This window comes from Gallibacterium genomosp. 3 (genome assembly GCF_001678475.1).
Taxonomy (GTDB): domain Bacteria; phylum Pseudomonadota; class Gammaproteobacteria; order Enterobacterales; family Pasteurellaceae; genus Gallibacterium; species Gallibacterium faecale.
In genome coordinates this window covers 139977-159834 of record NZ_JTJR01000011.1, presented here as the reverse complement: position 1 = coordinate 159834, position 19858 = coordinate 139977, and the positions used below count along the sequence as shown (strand labels likewise).

30 protein-coding genes and 1 tRNA gene are annotated in these 19858 nt (G+C 37.4%); 25 read left to right on the top strand and 6 right to left on the bottom strand.

The window, feature by feature from the left end; all coding sequences use genetic code 11:
• Window positions 1-208: hypothetical protein (locus QV06_RS11825; RefSeq protein WP_209435874.1), on the top strand; the 208-nt coding region annotated here is incomplete at its 5' end.
• Between the two features lie 16 nt (window positions 209-224).
• Here QV06_RS11825 and def read toward each other — a convergent pair.
• A complete protein-coding gene (def, locus tag QV06_RS03610) occupies window positions 225-740 on the bottom strand; it encodes a peptide deformylase (protein ID WP_065236985.1) in 516 nt (171 codons plus the stop codon).
• 185 nt (window positions 741-925) lie between these two features.
• Between def and dprA the strand changes: the two genes are divergently transcribed.
• Window positions 926-2050, top strand: coding sequence for a DNA-processing protein DprA (gene dprA, locus QV06_RS03605; RefSeq protein WP_065236984.1), 1125 nt, complete (start codon window positions 926-928; stop codon window positions 2048-2050).
• A gap of 7 nt (window positions 2051-2057) precedes the next feature.
• Here the strand turns inward: dprA and selB are convergent, their stop codons facing one another.
• Together selB and selA are read right to left on the bottom strand one after the other, a co-directional pair.
• Complete coding sequence (gene selB, locus QV06_RS03600; protein WP_065236983.1) at window positions 2058-3899, bottom strand: selenocysteine-specific translation elongation factor; 1842 nt, start codon at window positions 3897-3899, stop codon at window positions 2058-2060.
• A complete protein-coding gene (gene selA, locus QV06_RS03595; protein ID WP_065236982.1) occupies window positions 3896-5287 on the bottom strand; it encodes an L-seryl-tRNA(Sec) selenium transferase in 1392 nt (463 codons plus the stop codon). The genes selB and selA overlap by 4 nt, the downstream gene beginning before the upstream one ends.
• Before the next feature lie 109 nt (window positions 5288-5396).
• Between selA and QV06_RS11670 the strand changes: the two genes are divergently transcribed.
• From QV06_RS11670 to QV06_RS03575, 6 genes are all read left to right on the top strand, one after another.
• A tRNA-Sec gene (locus QV06_RS11670) sits at window positions 5397-5491 on the top strand.
• Window positions 5492-5799: 308 nt separating this feature from the next.
• Window positions 5800-7053: a tyrosine-type recombinase/integrase gene (locus QV06_RS03590; protein ID WP_065236981.1), complete on the top strand. Its 1254-nt coding sequence runs from the start codon at window positions 5800-5802 to the stop codon at window positions 7051-7053.
• Window positions 7054-7769: 716 nt separating this feature from the next.
• Window positions 7770-8288: a Panacea domain-containing protein gene (locus QV06_RS03585; protein ID WP_065236980.1), complete on the top strand. Its 519-nt coding sequence runs from the start codon at window positions 7770-7772 to the stop codon at window positions 8286-8288.
• A complete protein-coding gene (locus QV06_RS03580; RefSeq protein WP_065236979.1) occupies window positions 8281-8751 on the top strand; it encodes a hypothetical protein in 471 nt (156 codons plus the stop codon). The genes QV06_RS03585 and QV06_RS03580 overlap by 8 nt, the downstream gene beginning before the upstream one ends.
• A 7-nt stretch (window positions 8752-8758) precedes the next feature.
• Window positions 8759-9001: a hypothetical protein gene (locus tag QV06_RS11665; protein ID WP_156541946.1), complete on the top strand. Its 243-nt coding sequence runs from the start codon at window positions 8759-8761 to the stop codon at window positions 8999-9001.
• 343 nt (window positions 9002-9344) lie between these two features.
• Window positions 9345-10292, top strand: coding sequence for a hypothetical protein (locus QV06_RS03575; protein ID WP_065236978.1), 948 nt, complete (start codon window positions 9345-9347; stop codon window positions 10290-10292).
• A 20-nt stretch (window positions 10293-10312) separates the two neighbouring features.
• Here QV06_RS03575 and QV06_RS03570 read toward each other — a convergent pair whose 3' ends face one another.
• Entirely contained in the window at window positions 10313-10672 is a 360-nt protein-coding gene (locus tag QV06_RS03570; RefSeq protein WP_082985030.1) for a helix-turn-helix domain-containing protein, read from the bottom strand.
• A 3-nt stretch (window positions 10673-10675) separates the two neighbouring features.
• Window positions 10676-10981, bottom strand: a complete 306-nt coding sequence (locus QV06_RS03565; protein WP_065236977.1) for a hypothetical protein — start codon at window positions 10979-10981, stop codon at window positions 10676-10678.
• Between the two features lie 212 nt (window positions 10982-11193).
• On the opposite strand from QV06_RS03565, the gene QV06_RS03560 reads away from it, so the two are divergent.
• From QV06_RS03560 to QV06_RS11655, 8 genes are read left to right on the top strand one after another with little or no spacing between them, the layout of a single operon-like run.
• Window positions 11194-11397, top strand: coding sequence for a helix-turn-helix transcriptional regulator (locus QV06_RS03560; RefSeq protein WP_065236976.1), 204 nt, complete (start codon window positions 11194-11196; stop codon window positions 11395-11397).
• Between the two features lie 47 nt (window positions 11398-11444).
• Window positions 11445-11711, top strand: a complete 267-nt coding sequence (locus QV06_RS03555) for a hypothetical protein (RefSeq protein ID WP_065236975.1) — start codon at window positions 11445-11447, stop codon at window positions 11709-11711.
• Window positions 11708-12040 (top strand): hypothetical protein, encoded by a 333-nt coding sequence (locus QV06_RS03550; RefSeq protein WP_065236974.1) that lies wholly within the window; start codon window positions 11708-11710, stop codon window positions 12038-12040. Before QV06_RS03555 ends, QV06_RS03550 begins: the two co-directional genes overlap by 4 nt.
• Before the next feature lie 14 nt (window positions 12041-12054).
• A complete protein-coding gene (locus QV06_RS03545) occupies window positions 12055-12726 on the top strand; it encodes a Rha family transcriptional regulator (RefSeq protein WP_065236973.1) in 672 nt (223 codons plus the stop codon).
• Complete coding sequence (locus QV06_RS03540; RefSeq protein ID WP_065236972.1) at window positions 12723-12989, top strand: hypothetical protein; 267 nt, start codon at window positions 12723-12725, stop codon at window positions 12987-12989. Before QV06_RS03545 ends, QV06_RS03540 begins: the two co-directional genes overlap by 4 nt.
• A complete protein-coding gene (locus tag QV06_RS03535; RefSeq protein WP_065236971.1) occupies window positions 12986-13234 on the top strand; it encodes a helix-turn-helix domain-containing protein in 249 nt (82 codons plus the stop codon). Before QV06_RS03540 ends, QV06_RS03535 begins: the two co-directional genes overlap by 4 nt.
• A gap of 58 nt (window positions 13235-13292) precedes the next feature.
• Complete coding sequence (locus QV06_RS11660; protein WP_156541945.1) at window positions 13293-13436, top strand: hypothetical protein; 144 nt, start codon at window positions 13293-13295, stop codon at window positions 13434-13436.
• Complete coding sequence (locus tag QV06_RS11655) at window positions 13433-13579, top strand: hypothetical protein (protein ID WP_156541942.1); 147 nt, start codon at window positions 13433-13435, stop codon at window positions 13577-13579. The genes QV06_RS11660 and QV06_RS11655 overlap by 4 nt, the downstream gene beginning before the upstream one ends.
• Window positions 13580-13677: 98 nt before the next feature.
• Here the strand turns inward: QV06_RS11655 and QV06_RS03530 are convergent, their stop codons facing one another.
• The gene (locus QV06_RS03530; protein ID WP_245174235.1) at window positions 13678-13899 is read right to left on the bottom strand and encodes a hypothetical protein; all 222 of its coding nucleotides are present in this window, start codon (window positions 13897-13899) and stop codon (window positions 13678-13680) included.
• 37 nt (window positions 13900-13936) lie between these two features.
• Here QV06_RS03530 and QV06_RS12060 point away from each other — a divergent pair, with 37 nt between their 5' ends.
• The 9 genes from QV06_RS12060 to QV06_RS03485 all read left to right on the top strand — a co-directional run bounded on the left by QV06_RS12060 (window position 13937) and on the right by QV06_RS03485 (window position 19694).
• Window positions 13937-14515, top strand: a complete 579-nt coding sequence (locus tag QV06_RS12060; RefSeq protein WP_082985029.1) for an ash family protein — start codon at window positions 13937-13939, stop codon at window positions 14513-14515.
• A complete protein-coding gene (locus tag QV06_RS11425) occupies window positions 14508-15035 on the top strand; it encodes a host cell division inhibitor Icd-like protein (protein WP_082985028.1) in 528 nt (175 codons plus the stop codon). The genes QV06_RS12060 and QV06_RS11425 overlap by 8 nt, the downstream gene beginning before the upstream one ends.
• Complete coding sequence (locus QV06_RS03515) at window positions 15028-15219, top strand: hypothetical protein (RefSeq protein ID WP_065236969.1); 192 nt, start codon at window positions 15028-15030, stop codon at window positions 15217-15219. Before QV06_RS11425 ends, QV06_RS03515 begins: the two co-directional genes overlap by 8 nt.
• A 2-nt stretch (window positions 15220-15221) precedes the next feature.
• A complete protein-coding gene (locus QV06_RS03510) occupies window positions 15222-15455 on the top strand; it encodes a hypothetical protein (RefSeq protein WP_065236968.1) in 234 nt (77 codons plus the stop codon).
• Entirely contained in the window at window positions 15445-15780 is a 336-nt protein-coding gene (locus QV06_RS03505; RefSeq protein ID WP_156541939.1) for a hypothetical protein, read from the top strand. The genes QV06_RS03510 and QV06_RS03505 overlap by 11 nt, the downstream gene beginning before the upstream one ends.
• The gene (locus QV06_RS03500; protein WP_065236966.1) at window positions 15777-16139 is read left to right on the top strand and encodes a hypothetical protein; all 363 of its coding nucleotides are present in this window, start codon (window positions 15777-15779) and stop codon (window positions 16137-16139) included. The genes QV06_RS03505 and QV06_RS03500 overlap by 4 nt, the downstream gene beginning before the upstream one ends.
• On the top strand, window positions 16123-18285 hold the full coding sequence (locus QV06_RS03495; RefSeq protein ID WP_065236965.1) for a DUF927 domain-containing protein: 2163 nt from the start codon (window positions 16123-16125) through the stop codon (window positions 18283-18285). The genes QV06_RS03500 and QV06_RS03495 overlap by 17 nt, the downstream gene beginning before the upstream one ends.
• Window positions 18286-18890: 605 nt before the next feature.
• Window positions 18891-19277: a hypothetical protein gene (locus tag QV06_RS03490; RefSeq protein ID WP_065236964.1), complete on the top strand. Its 387-nt coding sequence runs from the start codon at window positions 18891-18893 to the stop codon at window positions 19275-19277.
• 102 nt (window positions 19278-19379) lie between these two features.
• Window positions 19380-19694 (top strand): hypothetical protein, encoded by a 315-nt coding sequence (locus QV06_RS03485; RefSeq protein ID WP_156541936.1) that lies wholly within the window; start codon window positions 19380-19382, stop codon window positions 19692-19694.
• Window positions 19695-19858: the final 164 nt, after the last annotated feature.

Sequence of the window (19858 nt, the reverse complement as noted above, 5' to 3'; positions counted from 1 at the left end):
ATTTGATGTACCCTGTTTTTTTATTTTTGTACTTTGGCAAAATGGACAGTTTTTTGTTCATATTTCAAAAAGAGTACTTAAAGCCTTGTACTATAAGGCTTTAAGCCTGCTTTTAGCCACAAATTTGTCTATTACACCAATTTTAATTGTATCCTGTCCTTATCATAGTAACGGAAATCTTCTTTCTGTGAAGATAGTCAAAGTCTAATAAATATAAAAATATTTTACTTTTGCGACCGTTCTAATTGTTTCTTATATTTCACCAACTTATCTTTAATCCGATTACGTTTTAGTGGTGATAAATAATCAACAAATACCACACCATTTAGATGATCGATTTCATGTTGAATACAAATTGCTAATAAGCCATCTGCGTCTAAAGTAAAAGGTTCGCCTTGTCGATTTAAAGCTTTTACTGTCACTTTTTCTTTTCTTGGGACTAACCCACGAAATCCCGGTACTGATAAGCAACCCTCTTCAATCCCTGTTTCGCCACTTCCTTCCACAATTTCAGGATTAATTAAAACTAATTGGTTGGTTTTATCACCTTCAACATCAATCGTGATAATACGTTGATGACGATTGACTTGCGTTGCTGCTAAGCCAATCCCTTCTTGTTCATACATGGTTTCAAACATATTATCAATAAACTCACGCATCTCATCATCAACCACTTCAACAGGCTTCGCAATCGTTCTTAATCTTTCATCAGGAAAACATAAAACTTCTAATATCGCCATTTTTCATTCCTCTTTTTATGAAACAACGCATTGTACTTATTTTTCAGTTAATTAACAGTACCGATTGTTCCTTTATCAATATCAATTTTTTGTTAAATCATCGATCTACTGCACATTTCTCACCAAAAAATACAGCACTACTTTTTTGCATTAAGTACCCTCTAATTTTTACTGAGGAATCCTTTATGCAAACACTCTCTTCACTATTACGACTTTCGCTGTTGCCTCATTTTGGTGCTGGGAAAATTCAACGTTTATTAGAACATCTTTCATTAGAAAAACTACTTCAATATGATGCTCAACAATTACGTTATATTGGTTGGACAGAACCACAAATTCAAGCTTGGTTTTCCCCTAATCAGAAATTAATCGATGAAATTTTAGCTTGGCAGGAGAAATCCAATCATCACATTATCAGCTTATTTGATCCTCAATATCCGTTCTTACTGACACAGATTAAATCATCCCCACCAATTTTGTTTGTCAAAGGTAACATTAATGCGCTGTCAATGCCACAAATCGCTATCGTAGGTAGTCGCTATTGTTCGCCTTATGGTGAATATTGTACAAAAGTGATTACACAAGATTTAATCAGCACCGGCTTTACGATTACCAGCGGATTGGCGTTAGGTATTGATAGTATTAGTCATCAAACTGTATTAGATAATAACGGGCTTACTATTGCTGTCTTAGGTTGTGGGTTAAATACTGTGTATCCTACTCGGCATAAAAGATTGGCACAGCAAATTGTTGAAAACGGGGGTGCTTTAGTTTCGGAATTTACGCCTGATACACCACCTATTGCCGAAAACTTTCCTCGCCGTAATCGCATTATTAGTGGCTTGTCTTTTGGTAGTGTGATTGTCGAGGCTTCAATAAAAAGTGGTTCATTAATCACTGCGCGTTATGCCCTTGAACAAAATCGAGAGGTTTTTGCGATTCCCGGAGCGATTAATAGTCCATTAAGCCAAGGTTGTCATCAACTGATTAAACAAGGCGCCTGGTTAGTCGAAGATGCGAGAGATATCCTCGAAATTGTCGCTTCATTTATTGCGAAAATGCCTACCAATAAAATCAAATTAGAACCGAGTGTCTTAGAAACGAAACAACAGGAAACCTCTGCCAACATTTTAGTTCCTAAACAACATTATGCACTTTATCAGCTGTTAAATCCGAGCACTGCAGTGTCACCTGATGAATTAGCCATTGTTTTATCTCGCCCAATAGGCGAACTCTTAACGGATTTATTGGAATTAGAGATGTTAGGTTTAGCGCAACAAACCAAAGGCGGATATGTGCGCTGTTGTTAAACCTAAATTAAAAAGAGTCACTATCACGCAATAAATGTACATTCCCTTTCCGGCGTAAAAAGCCAGAACGGTCAAAATATTCCATCAGTTGCACCGTTAATTTACGCCCAAATTGGAAATGGTTTCGTACTTCATTCACAGTCACTTCACCATGTTCCAATAAATAATTTTTTAGCCACAATGCATACTGTTGAATCTCTTGCTGGCGGAAAAAGCGATCTTTAACAATCGGTGTCAGATACCCCATCTTACCCGCTTTATACATAAAACTACGCATTGTATCTTCATCTAAAGCTAAAATTTGCGCCATATCTCGCACCCAGATAGGTTGATCTGTTTTCTGAAACTCTGCTTCTACCTGTTGCCATAATTGCTGCTCTTCCGCAGAAAAGGTAATTTGATGTTGCGGTAGATGTAACCAGCCATTGGTCTGCAATAACTTTTTCTCGGCAATCAGTTGTTCAATAAAATGGAAAATTAATGGCATTGGTTGATTTAAAGTCGCCATTCGCCATAAACGTGCCTTACTCACCCCTAACTGATCCTGGTGTTGCTGGTGAAACGTTTCTAATGCGCTAAGCAATAGTTTTTGCTGATATTGTTGGTAATTTTCAGCATATAGCCAATCACGAAATACCTCTAATTGTGCTTGTTTTTGTAGGCAATAGATTTGCTCTGTGGTCAGTTGTTCCACCCATTGCACTTGTGCTAATGGTAAGGCTTGCTGTTGTAGGTAACACAAAATGCGTTGGACACTGCTTTGACAAGCCAATAATTTCTGTAAATATGCAAACCGTTCTGGGCTGCGTTTATGCCGTTTTGGTGAGTTAATCTCGACGACCTTTGCGCCACCTAATGTATGTTGATCATCACCACTACGCACGATTAACTTATCCATTACCGCCATAAATAATGGTTTATCTAAGATCACTTCCGCTAATATCATGTCAGGTAAACGGATCAATACATTTAACTTCCCTACTGTGTGGCTCGCTGCATGATAGATATGCACTGCCTGTGCATCATTAATCGTATCATTCGCGGTTAATTCTACGGTCACACGATCTGTGGCATATGAAGCAACTAACCCGCTTAACCAATCGCCACGCTCAATGTCATCTTTAGTTAAATCTGTTGCTAAATTTAATGCTACCCGTTGCCCTGCAACACCACTTTTGGCAGGTTGATTTTGTGCGTGAATCCCTTTAACTCGAACCGTTTGCTGCGTTGCAGACAAATAAACTTCGTCACCGACACTGACTTTGCCACTAAAGACTGTTCCAGTGACCACTAACCCAGAACCTTTGACATTAAACACACGATCAATCGCATAACGGAACGGTTTATCTTGTTCCGCCGTATTCTCTAATTGGCTTAAATATTCACGTAATGAATCAATGCCTTCGCGAGTATAAGCGGATGTGATAAAAGTTGGACTTGTGGCAAGCACAGGAAATTGTTGGCGAATTTGGGCAATTAATTGCACAATTTGTTCCGATTCCACCCGATCAGATTTAGTAATGACTAAGATAATTTGCTTAAATTGTAACAGTTTTAGCAAGGTTAAATGCTCTACGGTTTGTGGTTTTACCCCTTCATCAGCAGCTACCATCAACATTGCGTAATCGACACCACCGAGCCCCGCCAGCATATTCGAGAGAAACTTTTCATGCCCCGGTACATCAATAAACCCTAATACCTTATCCTCCACTGGCAAATAGGCATATCCGAGATCGATCGTCATTCCCCGTTTTTTTTCTTCTGGTAAACGATCGGCATTCGTTCCTGTTAAAGTTTGCAATAACGCTGTTTTCCCATGATCAACGTGCCCTGCTGTTACAATAATCATAATTCTTTCACCGTTGTTAATAATGCTTCAATATTTGCCACGCTACGTAAATCTAACCATAATTTATCCGCTTCAACCCGTCCGATAATCGGATGATCAAGCAATTTTAATCTGGCAATCAGTTGATAAAGATCGTCGCTTTTTGCTGATTTTGCTTGCAGTGTTACTGCAAATGAAGGAATTTTTGCAGTAGGTTGTGAACCGCTACCTATTTGTGCATCGCTGTTTGCAATCGTAATCTCAAAACGCTCACTAAGCTTATCCTGTAAGGCGTGTTGTAATTGTTCCGCTTGTTGCTGTAATACTTCTAAATCTGCGGTTAATGCGCGTAAAGTAGGTAAACGTTTGATTAACTGTTCTGGTTCAAGATAAAGGCGTAATGTCGCTTCTAAACCACTTAAAATTACTTTATCACAGCGTAATACCCGCTTTAATGGATGGCGTTGTAATTGATCAATCCAACTCTGTTTACCAACAATGATACCTGCTTGCGGTCCACCTAATAATTTATCTCCAGAAAATGAAATTAAATCGACACCTGCTGCCACCTTTTGCTGTACTTGTGGTTCATGTGGTAAACCATACTCACGAAAATCAATCAAGGCGCCACTGCCTAAATCTGTCATCACTGGAATACCTTTTTCCCGCCCTAATTCAACCAACTCTTCTTCACTCACACTCGAAGTAAAGCCCATAATTTGGTAATTACTGCTATGTACTTTTAATAATAACGCCGTATTTTCATTAATTGCTTGGGCATAATCACGTAAATGCGTACGGTTCGTTGTCCCTACTTCCACCAGCTTACAACCAGCTTGTACCATAATATCGGGAATACGAAATGCCCCACCAATTTCGATCAATTCGCCACGAGAGATTATCACCTCTTTTCCTTGAGCAAAGGTTGCTAACATTAATAACACGGCTGCCGCATTATTATTTACCACGCAAGCCGCTTCCGCTCCGGTTAATTGTGCCAATAATTCACTGATCGCTTGATCACGATGTCCTCGTTTACCCTGCTGCAAATCAAACTCTAATGCGACATTTTGTTGCATTACCTGCAATGCAACTTGTTGTGCTGCCTCTGACCAAATCGCACGCCCAAGATTGGTATGTAATACTGTGCCTGTTAAGTTATGTACTGGCTGAATTTTAACTTGGCGTTGTTGCTGTAAGTGTTGTTGGATATGTTGTAAAAACTGTTGATCAGTTTGACAGTAATCAGGAAGCTGTTGTTGCTGTTTAATCTGTTCTCGGGCTTGTTGCAGCTGTTCTCGCATCATCTGCACAACCGCAGAATGTCCAAAATTTTCTACTAAGTTAAGCCCTAATTCCGTTTTTAATAAGCGATCAATGGCGGGGAGTTGTCGATAAAGCGCAGACATAAAGATTTCCTATTTATAACAGTAAGCTTAAATAATACTGTTTTTATCGAAAAAATTCAGTAAAATGACTGCGCTTTTCCAAGCATTCCATCATTTTTATTTGGTTTATGGAAGGTCGTCATCTCCGGTGAGGTGGCAGGACTTCAAATTCTGTTAAGGCTGCCAGCAGTCTTGGGTGGGTTCAACTCCCATGACCTTCCGCCAATCGTTGTAATTCCACGTTTCTGATTGTTTCCCACTGTTTCAAAAACCCTTGTAAAATCTAGCTTTACGCTATATCTTATGTTTCTGGTTGTATCTCAATGTAATCCTAAAGCAACAAATAATTGTACTAGAAATTGTACTAGAAAATCAGAATTTTATTGAGTAACTCCCAAATTACAAAAATTAACAGCCTTGTTTTCTAGTACAATTAAATGAAAAACCCTTTTAATTCATATTGTTACAAAATATTTCAATTACAAAAGATTGAGTGTTTTTTCTAGTACAATTTCTTTTTAAAGGCTTGTACTATGGCAAGAAAAGCACAACAGCTAACAGACACGCAAATAAGAAAAATTAAGGCGGGGAATAAGGTTATTTCGCTTTCTGATGGTGGCGGACTTTATTTACAAGTTGAACTATCAGGATCTAAAACGTGGCTTTTTAAATATACTAAACCCTATACCAAGAAACGCACCAATAAAACTATCGGTAGTTATCCAACTATTACCTTAGCTCAAGCACGAGCTAAGCGGGATGAATATCAAGCGTTAGTAATGAAAGGTATTGATCCTAAAGATTACGAACAACATCAAAGCCAACTACAAGCCGAAGCAATGAATAATACGTTTTCAAAAATCGCTGGTCTTTGGTTTGACGATAGAAAGCATAAACCCGACTTTTCAGAACGCACACAAAAAGAAACATGGCAACGATTCGAGCGCCACATCTTACCTACATTAGGCGACTATCCTATTAACGAGATAACCCCATTAATGGCAATTAACGCCTTAAAACCATTAGAACGAGATGGGAAATATACAGAGCTATCAAAGGTCATAACGAAAATTAATGAGGTGATGACTTATGCCTTACATAGAGGGATTATTCCCGCTAATAATCTGGCCAAGATTGGAAAAGAATTTACTAAGCCAACACCTAAAGGAATGAACACTATCGATCTGACTGAATTACCCGAATTTTTACGTTTATTCTATGAGAACAAGGAGAGAGGGCGCTTTAGCCCCTTGTCTTTTTATGCGGTTATTCTCACGCTTTTGACTGGTAGCCGACCGAGTAAAATCGCCAAAGCAAAATGGGAAGATATTAACTTAAATGATGGCTTATGGTCTTATCGTGTTCAGAAAGGAAATAAAAACCTACCAGAGGGACGACTTCACACGGTTACCCTTTCTACTCAAGCGATTCATCTATTACAAAAGGTAAAAGCCATTAACGCCGCATTAAATATCAAGAGCGAATTTGTGTTTTACAGTCCAACAGCAAAAGCTGGCCACATTACCATTGAAGCTATCAGACAAGCTATTGTTAAAACATTAGGCGTTGGCAAACTCACTACACACGGTATCAGGCATTTATTAAGTACCGCATTAAATGAACAAGGAAAGTACAAAGAGGACTGGATAGAAAAAGCCTTATCACATAAAGACAAGAACCGTATTAGAGGGATATACAACAAGGCGGAATATATCGAGCATAGAAAGGAAATGCTGCAAGAATGGGGCGATTACATAGAAAACATAGCCCCTAAACCTTTCCTATAAGCCACCACCAAAGCCAGTTATTTTACTGGCTTTTTTCATTCATTTTTAATTTAAAATTTTTTCCTATTAGGAGAGTGTTTTTTATAGGACAATTAGGACAATAAAAAATACGTTTATAATAATATCAATAACATAAAAATAAAATAGATTAATAAATAAACAAATATTGTCCTATTTTAGGGTCATTTTGTCCTATTTTAGACCTGTTTTGTCCTATTTTTATGGCTTTTTGTCCTATTAAAACATAACTAATTAAATGGGTATGAGTGCTAAGAGGGGAAAGCGATATTTTTAATATTAAATTAAGGGCTTTTTTCTGGTGTAATTTCGCAAATTTTAGTGCTCAAACTGCGAAATAACTTCTTGAGTTGCGAAACCGCCACAATATGCGATAAAGCCTTATATTTCAAGGTTTGTGAGCGTTTTATAAATTTAGCAAACTGCGAAACAGATCGCCGATTTGCGAAACTATGAAAAGGGGTAATATTGAATTGTAACCATAGCTTTTATCATTGAAGTACAATGAGAAACAAATAGAGACAAAGAAATACAATGAGAACATTTAAACTATTGCTTTTCTTTTCTGTTTAGGTAAAATTTTAGGTAATCGTGGCGCATCCTCTGTCCCGAGGTTTATTTATTAATAATCTACTCGTTAGTCAAGTTGCGCCCTTGCCATTATCTATTTCCACTTCATTCTACTAACAGAGGTAATTATGTTTAAAATGGCATTTGATGGTGAAAAAGCATTAGAAACCTTGCTTTATATCGCTAATCGTTGTCCGATTAAAGATATTTATCACATTGTTAAGATCCAACTTTTCGCAGATAGAAAGCATTTAGAAAGAAACGGGCGTTTTATTACTGGCGATAATTATATTGCAATGAGGAATGGCCCAGTTGCTAGCAATGCGTATAACTTTTTGAAAGTGGCAAAAGGTGAGAATGTTTATTTACTGCCTGAAATGATTAATACAATTAGGGACGCTTTAGAAGTTGAAAATTTTAGCGTTAAGGCAAAGCGAAGTGAAAATATAGACTATTTAAGTCAAAGTGATATTGATTGCCTAGATGAGTCTATTGCAGAAAATGGCAACCTTTCTTTCGCTGAATTGAATGACAAGTCGCACGATAGTTTATGGCAAGAAGCCGATCGCAATAACGAAATTCTTTTTGAGGCTTTCGTAAAACATAGCAAGAATAGCGAACAATTAAGAAGTTATTTGAATGGCTAGCCTTTCTGATTTATTCCCGCCCAGCCTTGCTGAAACAGCTATAAATAACCATTTAAAAGCGGGAGTAGTATTGCGGTTATTTTGTGATTTCACTACGCCACCAAAATATAAATTTGTAATGGTGGCTTCTATTGTCCCGCTACAGGTGTTTATTATTAATTCAGAAATTCACCCTTATATTCTTAACAACCCTAACTTACTTGCCGATCAGATTGATATTCCACAAGCGGACCATTCTTTTTTATCACACGACTCAATCCTAAACTGCGTTCAAGCACATCAATCATTTGACATTTCACATTTACGGCAAGAGCTAATGGCTAATTTCAGTCAAATGTACAAAGGAAAATTACAGCCCTATGTATTGAGAACTGTTATTGATGTAGTAGATAAATCTACAAACTTATCAAGAATAACTAAAACGCAAATTATTACAGCAATCATGCAAGATAATAATTTATAAAAATGGATTGTCGAACATCATTCTAGAATATGGAATAGAGCGGTCACAAAAAGGTCATATTACTGTATTGTTATACTTAATCAGTCAAACAAGCAAAAATTATAAATGGCTAGACAAATTACAACAATTAATTAATGATGACTTCCCAAATATCCCTAATGTAAAACTTTCATCAATGGGATTTAGTCATAACCCTATCGACACTATTCAACAACTTAAAAATTTAACAAACAATAAAGATACAAAATGAGATAGATTCATATCAAGTTTATCTATCCATATACTATTTAGAATAGGTATATCCAAAATTGGATATGCCTTTTTACTGTAGCTAATACAGAATTAAGGTCTCCAAAATTATTGGACACCTTTTTTAGATTACCCAATAATAAACCTCGCTATTTATTAGCTAGTTTTTTTATTTCCTGTATAAAAACACAGTGCTATAATGTTTCTCCATGTCATCAAGTGTAATCACTTGTAATCTATTTAACGTGGATAGGTGGCGGAGTAGCTACCACACCGAAAGGCGAGTAACCCTATTTATTCGCTTTCCACGTTCTCACTAAATAGGGCAACGCATAGGGGCGACAATGAAAAAATTATTTACTCTCAAAAAATGGCTTTCTTTAGAAGATGCAGCGGAATATTTAACATCAAATTTGAATGAAGCTGTAAATAAAGCGGATATTTTACAATTAGCAGTTGATGAAGAGCTGAGAATATCCGTTTATTTTCCCCATAGTTGGATAGGAAAAATCTGTGATATTACAACTGACGAGAAAAAAGGGGGAAATTATAAAGAAGTTATAGGATTACAGGGAGAGAAAGTTAAAATATACGAATATGATAAATATAATGACAAGGAATTTATGAAGGTTCTTCCAGATAAATATCACTTTAAATCTGGAGTATATGAACTAAAGCTAATTGGGAATGAAAAAATAGATCTTGAATGGCAACTAAAAAAAGAAAAAAATTTACCAGTAGTAGATGTATTTAATCTAAATGGATTTTATGTCAAAAACAAAGACAACATAGTTATAGAAAGACAAACTAAGCTAAATCAAGATGAGTATTTAGCCCTTCAAAAAGAATGTAGAAATGATATAAAAAAGAAATTAAATGAAAATATAGAGTTTACACCTCTTGAGAAAGCTAATATTTCAAGCCAAATTAATTCAGAAAAATTTAAAAAAGAAACATTTACTTACCCTTGTTCTGGAATTGGCGAAATAGAGGGCGCTTTTTTTGTTATTCAAACAGAACACTTAAAAGAATTTATAAATAAATTTCAAGATAAAGAGCAAGAAAGCACACAAATACAACAAACAGACTATAACGTCGATATTCCACCAAAAACCGACAATGAAAAGCTAGCCCATTTTATTGATTTATTACTAGAAGCAAGCCCAGAGTTACGACGAAAAGATGGCAAAAAACCAACATATAGCGAACTGCACACCATACTATCGCATAAATTCCCAAATGAGCGCATACCCTCAAAGGGGACATTAAAAAAATATATGGGCTATTTATAGCAGTTATTTAAACCGCTTGATTAGGCGTTTAATTCTGCGATTAGGTCGGGGCGTTTTACTAATAGAGAAAGTAACGTCTCAGCCGCTCCGCTAGGCTTTCTTTGTCCTTGTTCCCATGAACGCAAGGTATTAACTGAAATACCGAGCTTTTTAGCAAATTTATCTTGTGAAAGCCCCGATTTTAAGCGTGTTTCTACAATAGCAGATAAATTTATATTCGTTTTTCTGGCTACATTCCCTGCTTTTGTTTGTTCTAGTGCGTCCGTTAAGCTATCTTTTATTGAAATTGCGTCAGGATCATCTTTAATCACAGCGTTGACCATTTTTTCAATATCCCAATCTTTTGTAGCTGCTGCGATTTTATCTTGAATATCATTCATTTTTTACCTCTCTTTTTTAAGTTGGTTTAACTCACTTTTCGATACGTTTTCTTTTTCATTTTTGGCGTACATATCAAGTAAAACAATCAAGCCATCATCTAACAAATTAAAATAGATAATTCTTAATCCGCCACGCTTGCCACGTCCTGAACCTTGCCAACGTATTTTACGCAGTCCATTAGCATTAGGAATAACTGCACCAGCTAGTGGATTTTCAATTAAGAATGTAAAAAAATCGCCTCTTTCCTCCTCACTCCATACCTGATCCGCTTTTTTCTTAAAACTCTCTTGTTCTATGATGGTGTACATAACAAATTCCAGTTATTCATAATACAAAGTATTATACAGTAATACATTGTATTATAAAAGTAATAACTAAAATAGTTCATTTGTTCATTGAACGAGTTCATTTGTCCATTTTCTCCAAATCTTCCACAAATTACTTTTTAATACCCCTCGAAATTTCAAAATGTAAACCGCCATCAACTGGCATTAATCAACTGAATTATTAAGGGGTCATTATGACAGACATCACCAACCAAATTACAAGCCAATTAGATAACCGCATTGACCTAAAAGAAATCAAAGCACGCTTTAAGGTTTCCCATACGTTTATCTATCGCCAAATCAAAGAGGGAAAACTCCCAAAACCTGAAAAATGGGGACGTTCCAGCCGTTGGAAAGAATCAGACGTGAAGAAATGGGCTGAAAGTTTTGCACAATAATCCACCAACAAACCGAACCGAATAAACCAGATAGAGAAAAGGGAAAAATGCGAGCAGAAATAGCAAAAAGGAATTTACTCAATATCGCTATCAAGCATTACCTAGAGAATAGCGAAATTATGCGATTTATGAGCTTACAAGACGATAACGAACCTTACCCAATAGAAGATGTGATTATTCTGTTAAGTGAGCGTATAGCGCGATTAGAGAGGGAATTTAATCAATACCCTAACGAAAGTAATAAACAAGGCTTAACCATGGCTACAAACCAGTTAAAGAAATTAGCAATTATTCAGAGGAAACAACCGAAATGAACACACAACGAGAGGGATTTTTAACCGTTGATCAAATGATGAACTATTACCCGCTTTTAACTGTGATTTTTGATGTAGCGTTCAATACCTTAAAGACAATGGAACTCTCTCAAGAAGATATTCAACAGTTAAAACTGGAAGCAAACACCTTTTTTAAATCCATTATCCATAGCCCTATTGGGTTTAGCGATGACTACGAGGAATTAAGCGAAGAAGCTCAAGAAGAGCAATGTAAGCAAGTAGGCAGCCTTTTATATTTTGCCAGCGTGATGAATTTACTTGCCGAGTCTATTAACCAAATATCCGCCACCGATAATCACTTGAATTAAAAGGAGATGTATTGATGACAGAACACAATTTAAAAAATGCTGTTTTTCCTAAACTCTTTTGCAAAGAAACAGTAGCCATGACCGATAGCCTTAAAGTGGCACATTACTTTGGGAAACAACATAAAAACGTATTAAAAGCCATTAAGGAATTGAACTGTTCTCCTGAATTTTGGCGGCTCAATTTTAAGCCGTCAAATTACACCGATGATAGAGGGAAAAAGCAACCAATGTACTTAATGACCCAAGACGGTTTTACGTTGTTAGTTATGGGATTTACTGGCAAGAAAGCAATGCAGTTTAAAGAAGCCTATATCAACGAATTTAACCAGATGAAACGCTGGATAATGTCTAGGGCAAATGTAAAAAATGACCAACGCCGCCTGAATGACGCAATCAAACTCACGCTTGAACGGCAGAATAAAGACGACCCACACGCTTACAGCCGTGAAAATAATCTCGTTTACCTTATTGCACTAGGCACAACCAAAAAGAAATGGTTAGCCATGCAGGGTTATCCAAATGACGCAGATATACGTCAATTACTAACTCAAAATGAATTAGCGTTAGTGGACGATTTACTTTCAGAAAATGCCGTCATGCTCAAGTTAGGCATGAATTACCAGCAACGCAAAGCACAACTAAATGAAACCGCTTTAAATTTCTACCGACAAGGAGCAACACAATGAACGACTATAAGCCAACCCTACAGGACGTAAAAGAACAGATTAAAACGTTATTAGCGATGGTGGAAAACGCTACAGAGGGAGATTATCCACGTTGGAAGCGTGCAGATGGTACGACTCGCACCGACACCTCAGAACAGTTTTTAGAGTTTGTTCACGAACGCTTAATTTACATTGATATGGATATTGAGCAGTTTCAACAGCAATTAGAAACCATTATTACCCCTATTATGCCCTTTATACCTGTTAAGGAGACATCACAATGACAATCAAAGATACTTCCACCCATTCACAACGAATTGCCATACTGCAGCGATTAAAGCAAGGCAGTTTATCCACCTTAGAAGCAAGGCAAATGGGTATTTGTAGCCCTGCTCCCCGCATTATGGAACTACGCAAGAAAGGTTATGACATCTCCACCACCACAAGGGACGAAGTGGATCACGCAGGCGTAACACATAAAGGGATTGCGGTTTATACCTTACACCACAGCCCAGAGAAGCCGAGTTAATCGCAGATAAACGGTAATTATCGCAATGAACATCAATCCAATCCAGGAGATACGCAAAATGTTAGAGCTAATGGACAAATCAAATAAAGTAAATCGCTTTATGTGGGCGGTGCTAATTATCGGGGCGATTGTTGCACTTGTTTATCTCGCACCAGATGTAATCAATGCAATTAGTCACTATCAGCAGGTAAATAGCAAATGATAAACCTCAAAGGAACAATGAGCCAACAACAAGCAGATAAAGCAGGGCAAACCATATCAACAAGCATTAAATTCTTTTTATGTTGTGGTGGATTAGCGTTATTAGCGGTTGCCCTTACTTTTGGATATTGCTTAATCAAGTGAACAATAGAAAAAAGGCTTACTAATTCCCCAACCAGTAAGCCATAACCATTCAAATTTATAGGAGAAACCCGAATGATTAACCAAGATTATAGAAATAACTACGCCTTTGGCTCAATGCCTCGTGAAGATAATTCCTTACGAATTATACGTTTAATCCAAGCTGAAATGTTTCCGTCTCCATCTTGTGCAACGGCTTTTTCAATCGCTAAGCGAAGTTCTGGACTTAATCTAAATTGGAAAGGAGGGTTGCCTACTCTTTTTTTATTATCCTGTATTGACATATCAAATACACCTATTCTATCATTTAACTGTACTGACATATTAAACACATTCAGAACAAAAAGCAAACGCCTGCTAATGCTCGCAACATCAACAGGCGCTCTAATCACCAACTTACTAAACAGGAGTAAGCTAATGACTTATATTAATCATAACACAGTTATAAAAAAACACTTTACAACCAAACCATATTTAGATTATTTTAATAACGCTTTAGCAAAATCTAAAGCCGAGCCTGGAAACTCGAATAATAGACGTACGGCGCATAACACGCCTTTAAATGCGTGTTTTTTTATGCGTAGCACACGCACACCTAAAAGAAAGACGGAAATCTGTCTATTTAATCAATCTATGGTGACGTGTAGCGGGAAAGGTTTTGCCCTTTGCTGTGTTCCGTGCGTCGCAGTTTTCCAGCCCGTTACACGTTACCGCCCAAAAGCCTGGAAACTTTTAGCGGTAACTTCTAAAAATATTACGTACGGAGTTACAGATATGCTATATCGTTTCAAAGCCGTAAGCCGTTTAGACTTACGCCAAACTAACAAACCTATTTCATCATTTCCACGTTATACCGTTCGCATAAATGCCGACACTATCAAACAAGCTAAAGCGAAAGTAGCCCCTTTCTTTGTGGTTTTTGGGGTGAATCATGCGTAATTCTTGCTTGACAACTTCCAGCCGTTCGCCTTATGCTATCCACGCTTTAGCAAAATCTAAAGCCAGCCGTGGAAAGCTGAACATACCAGAGGCGAACAGTAGCACGCCGTTAAACCGTGCTTTTTTTGTTCGTAGATTTCACACACCCAAAAGAAAGACGGAAATCCGTCTATTTAATCAATCTATGATGGCGTGTAGTGGGCAATCCTTGAGATTGGCTAGGTTTCCTTTGGTACTAGTTTTCCACCCTGCTACACGCTATCGCCAATCCGTGGAAAGATTAGCGATAGCCTTTGAAAAATTATCCAAAGGACTATTAGCTATGATCTATCAATTTCTAGGCATATCACGCCAACATTACGACCAATCCAAAGCAGAACAATTACGCATATTAGCCGACAATGAAGCCCAAGCTAGAGCGTATCTCGCGCCTAATTATGTTTTAGTGAAACTAGGGCAACTTCCTGATAGTGCTTTAAATCTTAATACGATTTTACTTAAGGGGGTGATCAATGGCTAAACCAGCACTTACTCAAAATCAGCATTACTTACAAGCACAATCTCGCTTATGGGAAGCCTATGCCATCATTTTGATGGTGAGTAATGCCAATGAGAAAGAAATTAACGTTATTGATATACAGACCGCCTTACGTGGTGCGTTGGTATTAATGGATCAAGGTTTCGAGCATTTAGGGGAGGTATAACAATGTCTAGTTTCACTGCATCACAAAATTTCAAGCAAAATCAAATGCTAGCCCGCTTTTATGAAGTAGAAGCATTAATTTATCTCCTAAGAACCCACATAGAAAGCCAATATAATGATAGTGATTTAACGCTGATTCATGGCTTTAGATTGCTTAGTGATGGCGCATTAATGGATTTATATCAAGCTATCACACTTAATACCGATCAATCACATCAAGGGGGTAATGATGAATAAACTCCCCCTTTATCCACAATGGAAACGCCAAAGAGAACTTATCAAACAAGCTAACCGCCGTTGTTTTGATAATTATCCTAATGACTTTCATCACAAAGTTCAGATGAAAAAAGAAAGCCAGCAATTACGAGATGGGCTTATTCAAGGGCTTGAAGTGATGGCGGATTTACTCCCAATAACACTAACTCACGCACAGAAAGCAAAAATCAAGGCGTTTAAACACAGTAGCAAATATTTAATTCATTACTTTAACGATGTAATTAAAGACATTGAAACGCTAGAAAATGAGCGAATGGAAAGCCAAGCGATAAGGGGGCAACAATGAATTATTACAAGCTAGTTTGTGAATTACCAATCACAGCAGAATTAAGCCTTAATATCATTGAAAAAATTGCAACCAGTGAATTACAAGCAAAAGCCTACCAAGCGGAACACTACCGCAAAACAGGAGAAATATTAGAGATTAAGACAATGCCAAATAAAGGTATTGCAATAATTTCAACGATTGAAATTGGGGGATTGAATAAGGAATTTTTGCTTGCGGTGGTGGAAAGTGAGAAAGAAGCGAAAAGCGTCTTAAAAAGCTATTCTATTGTGTTTCCTTTCTTACAACCAATCACAAAGCCATTAAATGATATTAGCCTTAGTCATTACTTTTTAGGAGGCAATGATGAAACTTACTAACGCCCCTTTCTTAAAAGAGCAAAATAGCGAGCCATACGACGCTTTAACGGTATTGGCTGGATCGGAAGCGTGGCAGATGTGGAATAATGGTAATGGCGAGGGGTGGAAGCTCCTTGCCGAGGCTATCGGTACAGACTACACGGAAAAACCAGTTATCTTAGGTGAAAAGCAGATAAATGACATTAATATTCTGCGAATTGCACCGAAAGAGAAGAAATATATTGATATTTTTAAATGTGGTAATCTCACAGATGACCAGATAACCGCAGTAGCGTTAAATCTCGCTAAACATACCAAAGCCGAAGTTGTCGCCATTAAAAATAATATTGGTGAACTGGTGAAAGATTTAAGCGACTATATTGAACGCACCAGGAAAGGCGATACTGTAGCCGAAATCATCACACAAGAAGCCATAGCAACGACAGTTAAGTCTGATAAAGATAATTTATTACCTTATATCGAAGAACGCACAGAAAGCGGGAAAAGGGGCTTATATCGCATTATTCCGAAGCTAGATAAAGATACTGGCGAAATAAACGAGCGAGTACAATGGCTTTCTGATGTGGTGGACGTGATAGGTATCGGACGCAGTGAAAACGAAAGCTATTTAGTGTTACAGTGGCAACTTGAGGGAAGTCATCAAAAGGTGGTGGAAGCCTTGCCATTGGGTGATGTAGGAGAGCGTGAAGGCTGGCGAACATTAAAAAATCGAGGCTTAAAAGTAACAACAAATACCGCACTAAAGAACGAACTCGCCGATTATTTGCAAAATGCGGGAAATCGTACCTTATGGACGATTACTCACGCCACAGGATGGCAAAATGGGGCGTATATCTTGCCTAATGGTGAAGTGATAGGACACCCTGAAACGCCAGTTTTATTCCGTAGTCAATCCTCTAGTTTTAGTGGATATGATACTAAAGGTACATTAGCCAGTTGGCAGAAAGAAATTGCCCAATATGTAAGGGGTAATCCGTCAATGATGTTAGGGGTTGCAGTTGCTTTATCAGCACCATTAATCCACCACCTAAACGCCGATAGTTTTGGGGTACATTTATTCGGTGGATCAACATCAGGGAAAACCACAACCGCTAATATCGCCAATAGCATTTATGGACACCCCGAAATCACAAGGGTAAGCTGGAGCGCCACGTCCTTAGGTTTGACAAATGAAGCCGCCGCACGTAATGATGGTTTTTTAGTGATGGACGAAATCGGTCAAGGTGCAAATAAAAAGCATATCGAACAAACCGCCTACGCTTTATTTAATGGAGTAGGTAAGATTCAAGGTGCAAAGGAGGGCGGAAATCGAGAACTTTCACGCTGGCGGATTATGGCGTTCTCGACAGGGGAAATAGACTTAGAGGGCTATTTATCGCAAGCAGGCATTAAAACCAATGCAGGGCAATTAGTCCGCTTGCTGAATGTCCCTATTTCGCCCGCTAAGCAATTTTATCAGTTTGGCAATGGCAAAGCTCACGCTGACCACTTAAACCACGCAAGTAAGCTCAATTATGGTGTTATCGGTCGGGAATGGGTGGAATGGATAACCGACCATCAAAATGAACTAGATAGCACCTATCAAGCCATCAAAGCGAAATGGTTACAACGTTTACCTAAAGATGTTAGCTCACAGGTGCAACGAGTAGCGAACCGATTTGCGGTATTAGAAACGGCTTTACAGCTAGCCCACCACCTCACACAATGGAGTGAAGCAGAAAATGCGGAAGCCTTACTACACTGTTTTAATGAATGGGTAAACATCTTTGGGTTACATAGCCGAGAAGAAAAACAAGTTATTGAGCAGGTGAATGGGTGGTTATTAGCTAATGCAGAAAGCCGATTTATTACTTATCCACCAACCAATCAAGCCCCGATTAATAATATCGCAGGCTATCGAATGTTGATCACAGATAACAACAAGGAAGAGTTCTTTTATCTGTACCCATTAGCCTTTAATGAAGCGATTAACGGCAATTCAAAAGAACAGGCTTGCCAGATATTAGCAGACAAGGGAATGTTAAAAAGAGGAGAGGGTGCTTACAAGTGGTTAGTAAGATTACCGCATAAAATCGACACTAAGCGGACCAGGTGCTATATGTTGTTTCCACTTATAGAACCAGATAGCGAAGAAATAGGAGAGTAAAAACAGCCTTATTTTGATAGTTTTTGCCAATCAGTAAATCAAGCCAATCTACTTAACTAGGTTGGCTTTTTTTGTTGGTATTAACTAACTAAAATCTTACATATTAGGAGAGTGTTTTTTTATAGTCCAATTAGTCCAATAAAAAATACGTTTATAATAATATCAATAACATAAGATAAAAATAGATTAATAAATAAACAAAAATTGGACTAAAATAAGGGCATTTTGGACTAAAATAAGGGTGTTTTGGACTAAAATAAGGGTGTTTTGGACTAAAATTTTTTCTATTTATTTTTTGTTTTGGACTATTTTTGGACTAATTGGACTAATTTAAAAAAGCAAATTAGTCCAAAAAATCGAACTTAAGCTATTGAAAAATAAGAAATTGGACTATTGGACTAATTGGACTACAGTTTTTTGCTAATATATATAAAAAAATTTTTTTGCTGTTTTTTGATGGTGGATTTTTGATAGGTAAAATCTTACAAAAAGACCAAATAAAGCAGAATGTAAAAAAGCATTGTGGATAGAAAAAGAAAATGCAGAAATTACGGACTCTATAAAAAGAGTAGTTTTTAAACCAACCACGCAGGGAGTAACGCAATATGTACGGTAGAGCAATTAGAGCGCAGTTTGCCATTACTTACGCCCGCACAGGCAAGGCAAATAAAGCATTAATACACGTATTAGGCAAAGAACGAGCCGAGCGAATGAAGCCCCACACACTAAGAGCAAGAGCAAGTGATTTATTAAATCATTATGAGGTGGTGGAATTAATTGAGCGAGAGAAGGCAGAAATACAAAAACGAGGCGAAGTCTTGCCACGCTATCAGGGCAGAACATGGCGAAGTGATTTATATTGCAAAGATAAGCCAGAAACAGAACCAAAATCAACACCAACACCAAGAATAACCCTTGCAGACATTAAAGGCGGTAAAACGCTATCAAGGGCTTTACAGCTTGTTATAGCAAAGCAAGCAAGGTTAATCTAATTATAACGGCGTATTTGTTGAATGACAGCAATCAGATCCACTATAAAAACTTGACATTAATTCATAAAAAAACAGCGAATAAAGCACCGTAATAGATAACTTATGACAAGACCAACAATTTATAACCTAAAGACTGCTCGTTACATTTGCGAGAAAATAGAAAGCGGCTTGAGCTTAAGAAGTATTTGCAAAAATTCAGATATGCCGAATAAATCTACTGTGTTCCGCTGGCTGAATAAATACCCCGAGTTTAGCCAACGTTACAAGCAAGCAATAAAATGCAGGGAGGAGTACTACGTAGACAAAGTTTTAGAAATCGCAGATAATGCGACCAGTGAAACTCTAAAAACAAGCCAGCTACAAATTGACAGTTTAAAATGGTATCTAGGAAAATTATCGGCTAGGGTGCATCTTTAACAGAAGCAAGAAAGAAGTATCAGATCCACCAATAAAACCCCATGCAAATTAACATTTTCATTTCGCAGTTTGAGCGGTATCAAATTTGTATAATTAACCTTTAATTGATCACCCTATAAACTCTTACCGGGCAAGTAAAACAGCTATAAAAACACTAAATACGA